Source organism: Leeuwenhoekiella sp. CH_XMU1409-2 (assembly GCF_037029365.1).
Classification (GTDB): domain Bacteria; phylum Bacteroidota; class Bacteroidia; order Flavobacteriales; family Flavobacteriaceae; genus Leeuwenhoekiella; species Leeuwenhoekiella blandensis.
The window spans coordinates 17680-31228 of sequence record NZ_JAYMEI010000012.1 but is presented as its reverse complement, the minus strand read 5'-3'; the positions used below and the strand labels follow the sequence as shown (position 1 = coordinate 31228).

At 35.6% G+C, this 13549-nt stretch carries 14 protein-coding genes and 1 pseudogene; 2 read left to right on the top strand and 13 right to left on the bottom strand.

Features of this window, described 5'->3' with window-relative positions; genetic code table 11:
* The first annotated feature begins 2 nt into the window (after window positions 1-2).
* A complete protein-coding gene (locus WA338_RS13060) occupies window positions 3-527 on the top strand; it encodes a hypothetical protein (RefSeq protein WP_273016016.1) in 525 nt (174 codons plus the stop codon).
* Between the two features lie 288 nt (window positions 528-815).
* Here the strand turns inward: WA338_RS13060 and WA338_RS13055 are convergent, their stop codons facing one another.
* The 8 genes and pseudogenes from WA338_RS13055 to WA338_RS13020 form a co-directional block, all read right to left on the bottom strand.
* Window positions 816-1670: a DUF4138 domain-containing protein gene (locus tag WA338_RS13055; RefSeq protein ID WP_273016014.1), complete on the bottom strand. Its 855-nt coding sequence runs from the start codon at window positions 1668-1670 to the stop codon at window positions 816-818.
* A 9-nt stretch (window positions 1671-1679) separates the two neighbouring features.
* A complete protein-coding gene (traM, locus tag WA338_RS13050; protein WP_273016012.1) occupies window positions 1680-2609 on the bottom strand; it encodes a conjugative transposon protein TraM in 930 nt (309 codons plus the stop codon).
* Between the two features lie 17 nt (window positions 2610-2626).
* Complete coding sequence (locus tag WA338_RS13045; protein ID WP_273016010.1) at window positions 2627-3241, bottom strand: conjugal transfer protein TraK; 615 nt, start codon at window positions 3239-3241, stop codon at window positions 2627-2629.
* A 10-nt stretch (window positions 3242-3251) separates the two neighbouring features.
* Window positions 3252-4094, bottom strand: coding sequence for a hypothetical protein (locus WA338_RS13040; RefSeq protein WP_273016009.1), 843 nt, complete (start codon window positions 4092-4094; stop codon window positions 3252-3254).
* A gap of 2 nt (window positions 4095-4096) precedes the next feature.
* A pseudogene (locus tag WA338_RS13035) lies at window positions 4097-4652 on the bottom strand (conjugal transfer protein).
* Window positions 4653-4678: 26 nt separating this feature from the next.
* Window positions 4679-7075 carry a TraG family conjugative transposon ATPase gene (locus tag WA338_RS13030; protein ID WP_273016007.1) on the bottom strand — a complete coding sequence of 799 codons (2397 nt, stop codon included), beginning with the start codon at window positions 7073-7075 and terminating at the stop codon, window positions 4679-4681.
* Window position 7076: 1 nt separating this feature from the next.
* A complete protein-coding gene (locus WA338_RS13025; RefSeq protein WP_273016006.1) occupies window positions 7077-7361 on the bottom strand; it encodes a hypothetical protein in 285 nt (94 codons plus the stop codon).
* Between the two features lie 28 nt (window positions 7362-7389).
* Window positions 7390-7677, bottom strand: coding sequence for a hypothetical protein (locus tag WA338_RS13020; protein WP_273016004.1), 288 nt, complete (start codon window positions 7675-7677; stop codon window positions 7390-7392).
* 929 nt (window positions 7678-8606) lie between these two features.
* On the opposite strand from WA338_RS13020, the gene WA338_RS13015 reads away from it, so the two are divergent.
* Window positions 8607-9386, top strand: coding sequence for a sce7726 family protein (locus WA338_RS13015; protein WP_273016002.1), 780 nt, complete (start codon window positions 8607-8609; stop codon window positions 9384-9386).
* Window positions 9387-9392: 6 nt separating this feature from the next.
* Here the strand turns inward: WA338_RS13015 and WA338_RS13010 are convergent, their stop codons facing one another.
* The 5 genes from WA338_RS13010 to WA338_RS12990 form a co-directional block, all read right to left on the bottom strand.
* The gene (locus WA338_RS13010) at window positions 9393-10532 is read right to left on the bottom strand and encodes a beta family protein (protein ID WP_273016001.1); all 1140 of its coding nucleotides are present in this window, start codon (window positions 10530-10532) and stop codon (window positions 9393-9395) included.
* A gap of 4 nt (window positions 10533-10536) precedes the next feature.
* Window positions 10537-11640, bottom strand: a complete 1104-nt coding sequence (locus WA338_RS13005; protein ID WP_273016000.1) for a helix-turn-helix domain-containing protein — start codon at window positions 11638-11640, stop codon at window positions 10537-10539.
* A gap of 15 nt (window positions 11641-11655) precedes the next feature.
* Window positions 11656-11988, bottom strand: a complete 333-nt coding sequence (locus tag WA338_RS13000; protein WP_273015999.1) for a type II toxin-antitoxin system RelE/ParE family toxin — start codon at window positions 11986-11988, stop codon at window positions 11656-11658.
* A 195-nt stretch (window positions 11989-12183) separates the two neighbouring features.
* Entirely contained in the window at window positions 12184-12846 is a 663-nt protein-coding gene (locus WA338_RS12995; RefSeq protein WP_273015998.1) for an ATPase, read from the bottom strand.
* Complete coding sequence (locus WA338_RS12990) at window positions 12830-13546, bottom strand: hypothetical protein (RefSeq protein WP_273015997.1); 717 nt, start codon at window positions 13544-13546, stop codon at window positions 12830-12832. The genes WA338_RS12995 and WA338_RS12990 overlap by 17 nt, the downstream gene beginning before the upstream one ends.
* Window positions 13547-13549 lie beyond the last annotated feature (3 nt).

Here is a 13549-nt window from a genome sequence, read left to right as displayed (position 1 = left end):
TTATGAAGACTCAAATAATTTTTCTAATGTTATTTTTTTTATCGCTAATATCTTGTTCGCAAAAATTAGATAGAAGTGAATTAATTAGCCGTCAAAGTGCAGAAAGAATTATAGAAAATACTGATCTTGCTCAAAAAGTTCGAGGATCGAGCTATGTTCTATTTTCTATTTCTGATATATTTTATATAGTTATTGTTGAAGGTGAAAAAACCTATGAAGAATATTATATAAATTCAGAAAAGGGAAATAAACTGGTTAAAAAAGCAACTTATAAAAAGTCCGATGAGTTATTAAAAAAAATGTTTAATTCTGATAATTATAAAAATGAATTTATAAGTTTTGATTCTGAATTTTTTGGATCGGGATATGAATTATCTTCAGGAAACTTAACATATTTTGTTTTGAAAAACGAAGAGGGAGAAAGATACGGGGAGGCTCGACTCTCTATTTTAATAGAACCTAACCCTATTGATGATGAAGTTTACAATTATCTCACTCAAAAATTACTTTTGTATATAAGCAAGTAAATTGAAAACCATAAAATAAAATCTTAATATGGCTATTTTATTTCTCCAGATTTGCATTTTAACCTTTGCAGCCTCCACCGAGAGTTAATAGTTTACGACCTTGTCTAGGCTTTTGAAGTTGAAATAGTGTGCTTTGAAGGTCCCGTTGTTAAAGCTCTGATAGTAAAAGCTGTTGAAGAAACTGATCGATTTTTTATTAAAAGGTCTGAATATCATCTTAAGAAATGTAAGAACTGAGCTGATTTTTTGAGTTTATGTCGATTGTAACTAAGATTAATAGTTAATCTTTCAATTCGGTTTATTGATAAATCGATATTTGATTTTTAATTCCAGATCCCGCTCGCCTTGGCCCTCGTGCAATTGTACTATAACCCGGTTATTGTTACTCAAAGAAAACTTGGATAACACGTAGATAAACCGGACGCGTTCTCCTCTTTTTACCTTGCTGGGGAAATGATGTTTGTACAGCGGCTGTTTTACAATGCGCTGGGATGATTTTCGTTTTCCTTTAGTACGTGATTGCACAGCGATCTCCAGAAAGTCCACATCATAATCCAATCCGGATTTATTTTCAATCTCAAAAACGAAATACAGTTGCTCCCTATCAAATACAATATTTTTAGTAGTTAGTTTTATTCCGTAATTACGTTTGGTAAGATGTCCTAAGCCTTGTTTGCTTTGAAGCAGTTGTGCACTTACCGCTTTCATATGGGATAGGGGTATTGCTGCAGTTGGTTTTAAACTGATAGGCGCAGGAGAAGCTCTTTTTTGGACTTCTTGCCCAATGCGATGCTGCGGTTCTACGAAATAATTGACTCGAGTGAGCTTGGCTTTATATTTTATGATGTAGGAGTAGATACTTCCATCAGTTGTGATCACCAAAAGATTACTCTCCTTACCGGGTTGGGCCTGTAGCAATCCAAAGTATTGCGGGATATCCCGGTTAAAACTGAACACAAAAAAATCTGAACCTACAATTCCTTGTCGGATGGGTGACGGGAAAAACAAAGCTACATTTTTGGTTTCATTGGCATACAGCGTATCCAATACAATGGGGGACTCGTCGAGAAGGCTTTTGCTGTGTCCAGACAGGCTAAAGAGTGCGAAGATACAGACGGAAATATAGGTGTTGAGCGTTTTCATAAAAACTGATTATTTGATTTTTAAAAGCATGCGATAGTTGTTGAGTACGGTAACTTTGACATTGCGATTATCGCGTCGCAGTAATTGTGAAATTCCGCTGACTTGAGGCAGGCTGGGGATATTGATGTCCTGAAGTACATCATCCATAACTTCACTGCTCGCCTGTGCTCTGAAATTGTTTTCTACATAAATTCCCTCTAGACCATCCTGCAAATCATAGGCTATTATAGTAACCGGGTGGTGCTTGAGTTGCTCAATAGTTATAAGGGCTCTATTGGGCTGAAAGCTGATCGTACCAAATACCACGGTGTTCTTGGGGATCTTACTTCCCGGCAGGCTTACCGATGTTGTAAGACGCAATCTTATCCTGGAATTGGCTTTGACCACTTGATCTCCATCCACAACGGCCTGAACTACGTTAGTTTTGCCCGTACTCATAGGAGTAACCTTTAGGCTCGTCGAGGTTGCTGCAGCAAAAAAGAGTTGGTGCTCTAACCCCAATTCCTGACGGACCACCTGGCGTTCTTGTTGCTGTACTTCGGAACTTTGTTCAGCGGGTATAGCTTTTTGATTTGAAGTCTTTATAGAGGTCTGGGATTCTTGGGCATTGTATAGCTTTTGATTGGCACGATAAATACTGTCAACCACCCGTTGTTTTTCTTGCTCAGCATACTGCGGATTGTAATACCCCAAAGAATCCAATAAGTTTTCATCATAAATACTGGGGGCCGTTTGAGGTTTGACTTTTTTTAGATCGTTCAAAGCATCGAGTTTTGATTCGTACTCCAATTGTTCCTGTTCTAGTACTGGAATTTCAGTTTTGGTAAGTTGTTTATCGGGCTGATCCTCCCTTGAAAGCGTGATTCCATAGCAAACCAGGAATAGCACGATCACAACAAGAACAGCGGCAAATACAATTTTGTTTTTTTCAATTTTCATAAGCTTGGTTTTAAGAATTACTCTTGGGAATCGATTTTTTGCAGATGCTGTTCAAAATAGTTTGTGATAAGCAGGCCGTGGGGATTATTAGGGAAATTACGTGCAACAGAAATTAAGTTTCCTGTGGTCTGCAATTGATACGTATCGGTTACGCTTCCCCGATTGATCTCGAAGGTCAGGGTTGTTTTAAATTGTATAGGATTGGCGTCTAGATCAATTTGAGAGTCTATTTGAAGCACGCGTTGTACTAAAGAATATTGGATGAGTCTATTGTAGAGACCATCAGCACGCTTTTGCTGATAGACTTGATCGACTGAACTATTACCCAGCCATAATGCTTTATCCAGATTTTTGGAATAATTGCTCGCATCGATGTTATAGAAATACCGATGAAACAGGTCAAGGTGAGCCAGGGCCTCAACTTCAAGATGCTCTCTTTCAGTCGTTAATCTCAAGGGGATCACTTCACCAGTAGTACTGATGGCAAAAGCAGAGGAAGCAAACTTTTGATAACTAGAATATACCATCCACCCCGAGAACAGCACACAGAGTGTGGTAGAGACAACACAACTATAAACAATGAAGCGATTGGTTTTTAATACAGCATAAATGTTTGAATAAGGTGTTTTCATAGTATTGGATTTATTGAGTGAACAGACGCAGGGTAAAAGAGGTCGCCCGCCGGTAGAGTTTGAATTTTAGAAACACAATAAACCCCACAGAACCAAACTGTACCACGGGAGCAAAAAAACCTTCCATGTAGTTGGAGCCAAAGAGCTGCTCCCAAAAGTTTTCGTTGAGCTCAGCATATATCGCATTGATGAAGATGTTGACTAAAAAGAAAGCAGGGACCAGCATGTAGACCGCTGCGTAGAGCTTAAAAAAGCCATAAGCTAAAGAGCGAAATTTTTCAAAGACGGCAAGACTCATCACTAAAGGGAAAAATGCTTGCATAATGCCTAGAAGAAAAAACCGCTCCGCGAGAAATAACGGATAGATAAACAAGTCTAAGATCCATAAAATGATACTCGCAATAAATGCGAAAATTTTAAATCCAAACAAAGGGGTGACCAGAGCCTCGTAGAGTAATGCCATCGCTGCTTTAGTTGCCTCAAGCATTCCCACTTCTTCTTCGATTGGGATATCTTGCATTTGTAAAGGCAAGATGGCGGGAGCAGTATCTCGGTATTGCGTTTCTACAGCGAGTAAAATACCATCAAAAAATCCTAAGATCTGAGTAGAGAATATGACCAGTAGGACCACAGCAAAATTTTTAGCCAATTCTTGCGGACTCAATCCCCAGGTATATCCGTGTTTGTCGGCGATTCCTTCATTGTACTTTTTTATAAGGTTGACAAGAAAAAAAAGGACGGCAAGAGTTTTCATCCCGGTAATGGTAAACTGGGAAAAGGAACTGTTCTGGATGGTTTGAAACAGCGTATCTACATACTCCAATCCAATACCTAAAATTACGTTTAGAACCATTTTTAAAACTGAGTTTCTCGATTATTGATTTTATCCTGCATTTGACGAAAGGATATGATGTCTCTGTAGCGTTTGGTTTTGATATCGATCTCAGATACCATTTCTTGAGATTCTTCTTCTTTCTCCTTAAGGATCTTGGCACGCTCCCCATCAGACATTTTGAGAAAGTTGCTGGATAGGATTTGATCTATAAAATCCATCGTCTCCAATGAATTATCAACAATCTGATTGAAAGAATTTGTAAAGTGTGACCTCTTCCGGTTTGATGTAGGGACTGCTTAAAATACTTCGTAACTCATTCTGCATGACCTTGATCAATCTGGAATTGTTGTTCCCAATCTCCCGTACCGCTTTGAGTTGGCGTATAACGGAATTTACTTGTTCTAAGTTCTCTTTCTGTTGCTTTAAAAACTCCACCGTTTTTAAAAGTTGGGTAGTCTGCTTGGCAGATTCTACCAGAGTTTTCACCAGACTAACAAAATTGGTATTGTCATAAACCGGCATCCCCTGGGCCGTAGCACGGCCGGGCAAAAGAAGCAACACAATTATTATTAGCATCGAGAATTTTAATGGATATTCTAGTTTCATAACTCGTGTTTTTTATTGATAAATTCTTGAATGGCCAACTCCATATTTTGTGTGTCCTCATACAGTTTCATAATTTCCTCGTTCTCTTCACCATCAGTGAGATAGGCAGCATAGACCTCTGGAGGAACTTCCAAGCGAAAGATGTTACTGGATTTTCCTATTTTGATAAAGATCTCGGTATACTTACGAGCACCTTTAAAATTATTTCTGATCGAATGCAATTGATTACGATCGTGACTGGATAGATTCAATCGTTTGATTAATTCTTCATAACCTTTTTCATTATTGAGGCTATAGAGAACCTGCGTATTTTCTAAAATACTTGCCGAAGTTGCATTGGCAGGCAGTTGATTGATGGATTGTAAAATGATTCCAATCGCTCCATTCTGTTTACGAATGGCCTGATAGTAAAACTCCACGCTTTCCAGAACATTATCGAACTTGAGTTGTTTGGCAAACTCATCAAATAAGATAATACCTCGTTCTGCTTTGTTTTGCCATATAGTACGTTGCACAGCTGTTTTTATTAGCTTAAGCATCACCGACAAGATTTCTTTGTTATCCTTTACTTCATCTAATTCAAAAATGATCAGACGCTTATCTTCGATTTTATAGGTTTGATCCTCTGCGATTTCAAAGAGATAACTGTATAGCCCATCACCCACATATTCAGACATCACATGAAGAAACTCTTGAAGGTCAAAATACTCTAGGTGAATATTTAAGGATTGCATTAAGGAAATACCTTGGCTTTCAATAAAGAAATAAAACCCAGATAGCGAATGCTTCCTTGAGTTATCCCTATAATAACGCACAATTAATTTTTTAAGAGCGACGGCTTGCGATTTGCCTACAGCGCTACCGGAAGCATAGAGTTCAAAGAGAAAAGCACATAAATCTTCTAAGCGGTCTGAGGTGAGATCACGTTTATCAGAAATAAAGAATGGGTTGATCCCTAAATTAGAACCGGCTTCATAGCGCAATACAATATGATCATCAGGATAAAGTTTAGCGAACTTGGTATACGAGCCTCCAAGATCAATGATGACCAGACGTACTCCTTGCTCAAAAAATTGTCTAAGAATATTATTAGCCAGAAAGGATTTTCCTTCACCTGTAGGTGCAAAAATGGCAAAGTTTCGAGCTTTAATGCGCTTTTTACGGGCGTCCCAAACATCTTTAAGCACCGGTAAATTATGCAGGCGATCATTAAATAAGATACCATGTGGATCGCTTTTATAGTTTGTAGTGTGATTCAGTAAGCATAAAGCGTGTTTCAAGTCAGTTACATATAAATCGGAATCCGAAAAGTGAGAGACATAACCACAATAACTGTTAAGTATATAATTTTTTAAGGCATCCCCTTTAGGGTAATAGGGGAGGATGTCTAATTCTTTAAAGGCGGTCTTTATAGAACTCTTAATTCCATCGAGTGTTTTTACGTCTTTTGACCAATAGATCACATTAAGCTGACCGCGAATTACCCGAGAGGTTTCATCTGTATTGATCTGGTGTAGAATATGCTCAATCTTGTTTAAGATCACCTTGTTTTGTGACCCGAAGTTGGAGCTCTTTTTAAGTTCATCTACTTTTTTATCTAACAGTTTTCGCCATTTGTGTTTGTCGTCAAGCACTATGATTTGGTTGATGATATGATTCTCATTCAACCCTAATCCTAGACCTTCAATGAACCCTTGATGGAATACAAAATCGTCAGCGGTGAATTTTTCGTTGATGGTACTGGTTTGTACTCCCTCTCCAAAACACAGTTCGCTGTTAATTGCTAACGTATCAAAATAATGATCACCAATAGTCACGCGTTGTTTATCTAATAGAATATCTGTGGTAACCGCTTCATTAAAACCATTAAAATACGCTTGTGTCATCTGCGTAATAGCAGTTTCTTTAAGCGGTTCAAAAACCATTTTGCGGCTGTTATTGATAAAGGCAATAGCATCATCCACAGCCGCTTTAAAATCATGTAAAGCATCGTCCAGCATTTGGGGTGCTTGTGTTGGAGTCTTTTTGAAGGGATTAATATATCGCGCATTGGAAATTGATTTGTTTTTAGTGAGAATAAAGAACAAATAGCACTGGTGGCTAAGCTGCTGGCGTCCTTCAAAATGTCGCTTTGTGGCTCGTTCTAAAAAACTCGAATTAGGTAGTTTCTCTCCTGTATAGCAGGCTTTCTGATACACATCTTGCTTATGAATGATAGTTCCCGCAGGTAAGTTTTTTAAGGCCTGAAACCAACACGCGTGAAGCGCCTCATAATCTTTTTCAGATAAGGAATAGAGTTCCGGTAACTGACCTTGATAACATAGGACCACATCACCATTACTACTAAATAGCGTGTTTTGATCAAGGATTATTATGGGATGAATATGCTGCATATTATAGGGTGCTATACGTGATTAAAGGCTTGAGTTTGTTGCTTAGCTGCTTGGGAAATTGCGATCCGAAAATGGGATAAGACTTAATCCGCTCCAGATTGAGCAGCACAACATAAAGTAGGGCATTGCAAAACGGTATGCTTATAACCATCAGCAAACCGAAGGAAAAGATGATGATCATTAAAGAGCAAAGAATACTACACATCATCAGGGCAAACAGCGAAAGCGGGAGGCCAAAGAGTACCGCCCGTTTTCTGATGTTTTTATAGACTTCATACTTTTTCATAAGTCTGTGCTTAATCACATTTGATGATTTAGACCACAATACCTATGAGGTAGGAGAAGATGCCCACGACACCACCGGCTATCAGTACAAAGACTAAAACCCGGGTAATTCCTTTTTTGAGATCGGCATTCTCTCCAAAGAAATGACCAGCGTTAAATAAGAATCCTACTAAAAATATAACGCCTAGAATAATTGGGAATACAGCACGGATGGTGTCGGAAACATCATTGACAGAATCTTCAATTCCTCCAATCTGTGCAAAAGCGGCAGCGGAGCTCAAGATTAAAACTGCGAATAGATAAAGTGATTTTTTCATAAGAATTCGTTTTTGATTTGTGATGATTTGATGTTGTTGAAAATTACTTATTTTTTGTATTTAAAACACTGTAAGTCAAATAATTGTGAATAAAATATTATTTGAAACCTAATGATTTCAAATACATTCAAATTGCATTAGATGCTATGGGATTTTCATCGCAGGCTGTTGATAACTAGAAAATCATAATTCAAAATGAAGCTTCAAAACGTCATTTGGATGCTTTTGTCCATTCAAATTTGCTAGTTTTACGGGCAGGAATTTAACAGGTCTTTACGGGTATTCATTAATTTTAGCCACGGGGTAATTGAATCCAGAGCAGAGAAGTTTATAGATAAGGAGATAGTTCTGTGTTTGACACAGGAACAACAGTGTCTAAATTATAGATTAACTAACCTCAGATTTTTATCTATCAAGGTCAGCGGTACACTAATTTCTTAACTGATCGAAATAAGATGCCTCTAGCCATGAAAGTGGATAAATTTGTTTACTCGCATTGCAACCTTTCGAATAATCTCAATCCCCTTAGGATTAGAGTATATCTATTTGAAGCGTTAAATAGCCACACAGATGTTGTTGACTGGATAGACTATCAAACTCAAAAGCGCTTTGTAAAAAAACTGAGGTTAAAAAGAACAGGTAAAGTTTGTAAACTTTCAAGCAATATGTGCAACAAATGAGGAAATGCAGGCAGTATTGCTGGATTTGGATTTTGAGTTGATAGATCTGAGTATGAATTTAAACAGTTTCAAGTTCAAAACTTACTGGGCCTTAGTATTGCTTAATTTATTAATAGAGTTAAATCTAAGATAATTATGACTTTAAGGGATATCTTGCATTATACTCTATTAATCTGATAAATCTATTTCAACAGAACAATCATTAGAAAATTAATTTTTCAAGTTAGAAAATAAGAATATTTTTGAACGATGATAGAAACAGACTTAATTCCTCGTGAAATATCAGACTCCTTCAATTCAACTTTAAGGAAGTATAATCCATTGGAATATTCGATAAGATTAACATCATTATTAAATGATATTTTTCCAATGCAAAATTTTAATGATTATTCTAAGTTTGATTTACATAAACTCTTTAATGATCTTTATGTAAAGAACTATCAAAGTGAGGAGGTGCTTAAATTCAAGCTATTCGAAAAGCTAGAAGACAAAAAAGATATGATTGGAGCTTTCGAGATACCAGTAGCTGATAGTAGAGTTGATTTTGTAACTATAAACGGAAAAACTACGAGTTATGAAATCAAATCAGCCTATGATAATCTTTCCAAGCTAAATAAGCAAATAAATGATTATTCAAAGGCATTTGAATATAATTATGTTGTTCTTGATATTAAACATCAAATAAAAGCCGAAGCAATACTTCCTAAAAATTATGGAATCTTCATATTTAAGAATGGAGAGCTCATTAGGTCAAGAAGAGCAATTCTAAATAACGGTATTCAATCTATTGTACAATTAAATCTCTTATCTAAAAAAGAATTATTTCAAGGTTTTAAAACGGACAAAATTGAGTATATCAATGATAAATTTGGAGCAAAAAAGATTAATAAAATTTTCAAAATAATTTTAAAAAATAGATATCAAGAAAAATGGCAATTTTTAATAAATCATCAAAAAAATATTCTTCCAATTGATATTCAATTTTTTTTTAAGACCAATATGAATCCAAGAGACATTTACTATCATTAAAACTAATTAAAATTCTTGATCTCTCATTTTTTGCTGAATGCAGTGCAGATAATGTTGCATACTTATTCTTTTGAATTTGGCAGGGCTTTTTCCGTTTTCCTCTCCATTATTAATTTTATTTAAAATATTCCATCCCCAATTTTGAATATTTAAATAATCTAGATTTTTTGCCCTCATTCTTTTAACAGAGGAGGAGGCTAAAACAGCAGGTACTATGGTAGTTTCAAATTCATTAAGATCAGGTTTTACTTCGCCTTTTTTATGCCCTCCATAAGTATATCTGTATCCAAAAAACGCATTTTCAACTGCGTCATAAAAAATTAAACCTGGACTTTGAACTCCACCATTTGTTATATTATCCTTCTTAATCCCAACAAAATCTGAAAAACTATTACCTCCTATATTTTTATAAATATATGGTAAACTGTTATCTATTTTTTCAATGCGTTGACCATGTTCAAGACTACTCATTGTAATCGTTTCTGGTATGTGACAACGATGTATTATTTTATGTACGTTAATGTCTTTTAACGCATCCTTAATATCATTAGCTTCCCAATCATTTTCTTCTAAAATATTTTCTCCAAAATCAATAAAAATATAGTCCTTAGATCTAATAGTTTTGATTATTTCTGAAATGTCTTGTTCATAAGTAGCGACCATAATTCTATATGCTAGGCTTGGGAATACTTTTTTTAATTCTTGAGCTTGAAGATAAATTGAATCGTTTTCACCTGTTATTTGGAGATAAGATGATATGACAGGAATTATTTTATCGGAGTATTGTTTTAACTTCATTAAATAAGAAGTTCTTTTCTCTCGTTTTGAAATAACTGTTCTTAAAAAGTTAAGCGATTCTTGCTTCATATTTCTATCTGGAGAAAGATGAGTAGGAAGGTCAATAAAAATCTTTTGGGCACTTATAGACCTTATCAATGAACCATAAACGGACTCAAATGTTTTCTTGTTTTCACCTCCAAATAAAGATATTTGCTTTTCTTTATTCGATTGCTTTGATACTCGATCCAATTCCTTGATTATTTCTATATACGGGTATACATTTTTATCAAACACAAAGGATTTTAAAACTTGAATCTCTTGTTGCTTACTGCGAAAAACAGGAACATACATTAATTCATTGTCCATAATTCTAATATTTACCTTTCTCTATTATTTTTGATAAATCAACTTTCAGTCTCAAATTATTTCCAAATGAGTACGGGGCTTTGCCTAGATGTTGGAGTTGGCCTATAACTATTGCGGGATGAGTATTATAAATCTTAGCAATTTTTCTCAAATCTTTCTCACTAAAATTTGAGGGAACATCTTCTAGGAATTTTGGAGGTAGCAAAAATTTTCTAGCAAAGTCATTTGCTTCTGTTTCTTTTATATTAGTATAATCCATAATATCAGAGTTTTCAATAAAGATATTCTTTTTGCCGTGAAGTAGAATGTGACCTGCTTCGTGAAAAAACGAAAACCAAAATTGATCATTCCATTTGTACCTATCTGTTAATTGGATTAAAGGAATTCCTCTTACCCATCTTGAAACTCCACTTATTGGTGCTTTAGGAATTTTAGATGTGAAAACAAGAGCCACACCTGAATATGCACATATTTCCATAAGCTCTTCTGCAAAGTTAGAAGGATGAGATTGAACAATTTTTTTAATTTTATTTAGAGAATTTTTGAAAACGGTTTTGTCAAATTTATTTAGTTTCATTCTCATCATTTCAATTTCTCCTATTCTAAGAAATGCTGATATACCGCCAAGAGATGAATCATAAGCATTACTCTTTCTAAAATTAGATGATAAAAATTGATTTACATATACTGATTCCCACTGTTGCGGTGAAGCCACACCATAAAATTTAAGACATTCGTCGACCATCTCTGGACCAATCGTTTCTATTTTCAGATAACCTAATGATTTTAAAACTGTAATTGGTTGTATAGAAAGCCACTTCTTGTATTTTTCGTAATCTTCTTGTTCTTTTAATTTCAAAAGTTTCTCTCTGTAGATAAACTCCCGTTTAATCCAAAATTGTGAATCTATTCCAAGAACTTTTTCTAATTTCAAAGCGGTATTGAGACTAATTACCTCTTTACCAGAAATTAAATCATTCACTTTTGGAGCTGTCTTACCTAGACGCTCTGCTAATTCAACCTGACTCATTCCCAGAAATTCAATTGTTTCCAAAATTGTGTCCCCAGGTTTAGACAAGAAGGCTATTTCATCTTTTAATTTGCTCATAATAATATGTCTTCTTTAATGATAGTCCTCGATTTTTACAATTCGAACACTGTCCACGCATTTTACGTCAACTTCATTGTTCCGTATAATTGGAATTGGATCATTCAATATTTCAAAAATTAATCGATGATTAGCGGAAACGCTTACTGCCCATAAACCCTTTTTATCACCTAATAATGGATGGCACTTAGCAGGTGGTATTTGTATTAAAATTTCTAGGTTATCTGCAGCTTCCATATCTGCTATTCGAGATGCAACGCGTTTTGCATTATTACCAAAGTGTCGTTTTATATCAGAAATACTCGATAATTGCTTTCTAAGCTTATTATTTGCAAAACATACCTTCATAAAAAGTTACCTTATTAGGGTAATGATATTCAAAGATAATCTTAAATTTAATTTTGATAAGAAAGATTTGAAAATTTAACTTTTTAATTTAGAGGGACTTTAAAATTATGTTTGTATAAGTGTACAATGTTTGGGATAATTGCTGACTTTAAATTAGTAGGCTAATATTCATTTATAATTAGTATAAAATTGAAATTATTTCCTCTTATCCGCAGTATTTTGATCAAATGCGATTAAGTTGAATAACTCCCGCATTCTGCTGCGAACGCGATTACCGTAGCGCGCTTCTAATTCTTCAGCGTTTAAATTGGTAGTTGCATGCGTTTTTATTTTTCGTTTCGTGTTCAGATACAGCTCGTAGCGAGACAGTAACACTTCTCCCATAACATTGAGGTCTTTACCGTAAAACCTTCCGGGAGGTTCTACGCCTAAATCATCAAAGCAGAAAAACTTATGGTTCCCATAGTCTTCAATAACCTTAAAGCCTAGATGATTAAATCCAAAACATACATTCCTACAAGGGATCATTTCATACGGGCGTTGGTGAGGCACCAAATGGCGCAGTAATTTCATCAGACTTGTTTTTCCACAACCTACAGGCCCCGAGAGGAGAATACCTTTGTTTAAATCGATGTTGTAGGTTTTGCAGTTCTTTTGGTCGTTAATGAAGTAAGAGCAGAGTTTTAATAGGATGTCTTGATCTTCCTTTTGTATACTGAATTTTTCACCAAAGAGAAGTTTTCCTTTGGCCTCTAAATACGTCAATATCTTTGGGAAATCATAGCGAACGCATTTGCCATTAAAAGAGCCTAATGAATACTCAATCCCACCTTCAGTGATCTTAGAGGGGTTGTCCATAATCTTTGTGTTTACAGGTTCGTAAGTTGTCTTGTATTTGGAACTCTTGGGTTTTCTTTGACGTGGTCTCCTGTTCGAATTCCTTTGTTTTTTCCATCCAACTGTTGGCAATAGCGCGCCAGTCCCGTATATCTTCAGTACCTATTTGCCAATTCTTTTGAGCATAATGCCTGTAAAATTTTTTTGCTTCATCGGCATTAAATCCTTTTTGTTTAAAAAAAATAAAAACAGCCTGTCTGTCCTTTGGTTCTTTAATACCGTTTTTATGTTTAATAATGTTTGTATTAGATACCAAGGCTTGTTCACTGGTGGGACGGTAGTGTTCTTCTAGTGGTACACGTTTGGGACTGTAGTGTTCCGCCAGCTGTTCTAATTCAGGATTGTAGTGTCCCGTTTCAGGTTCAGTACTTGAATCTAAAACGGCCATCTTAATTTTACTTCCTTTAAAGGGATTTTTGGAGGGGAAATAACACAGGTAATTCCAATCGTGCAGATCGTTTACACAGCGATGATAGGTAGATTTAGATCCCAGCTTAGCCATATGCATCACCTCAAGCCTGCTGACATAAAAAATAGGTGCAAACCTACTGCTGTTCCACTGGTGAAATAGGGCTATATACAAGCTAATATGGGCTGGATTGAGGCGATCATCTTCGTAGAATCTGGCAAAAGCTGTATTGAGAAGCTTTATATAATTCATAGC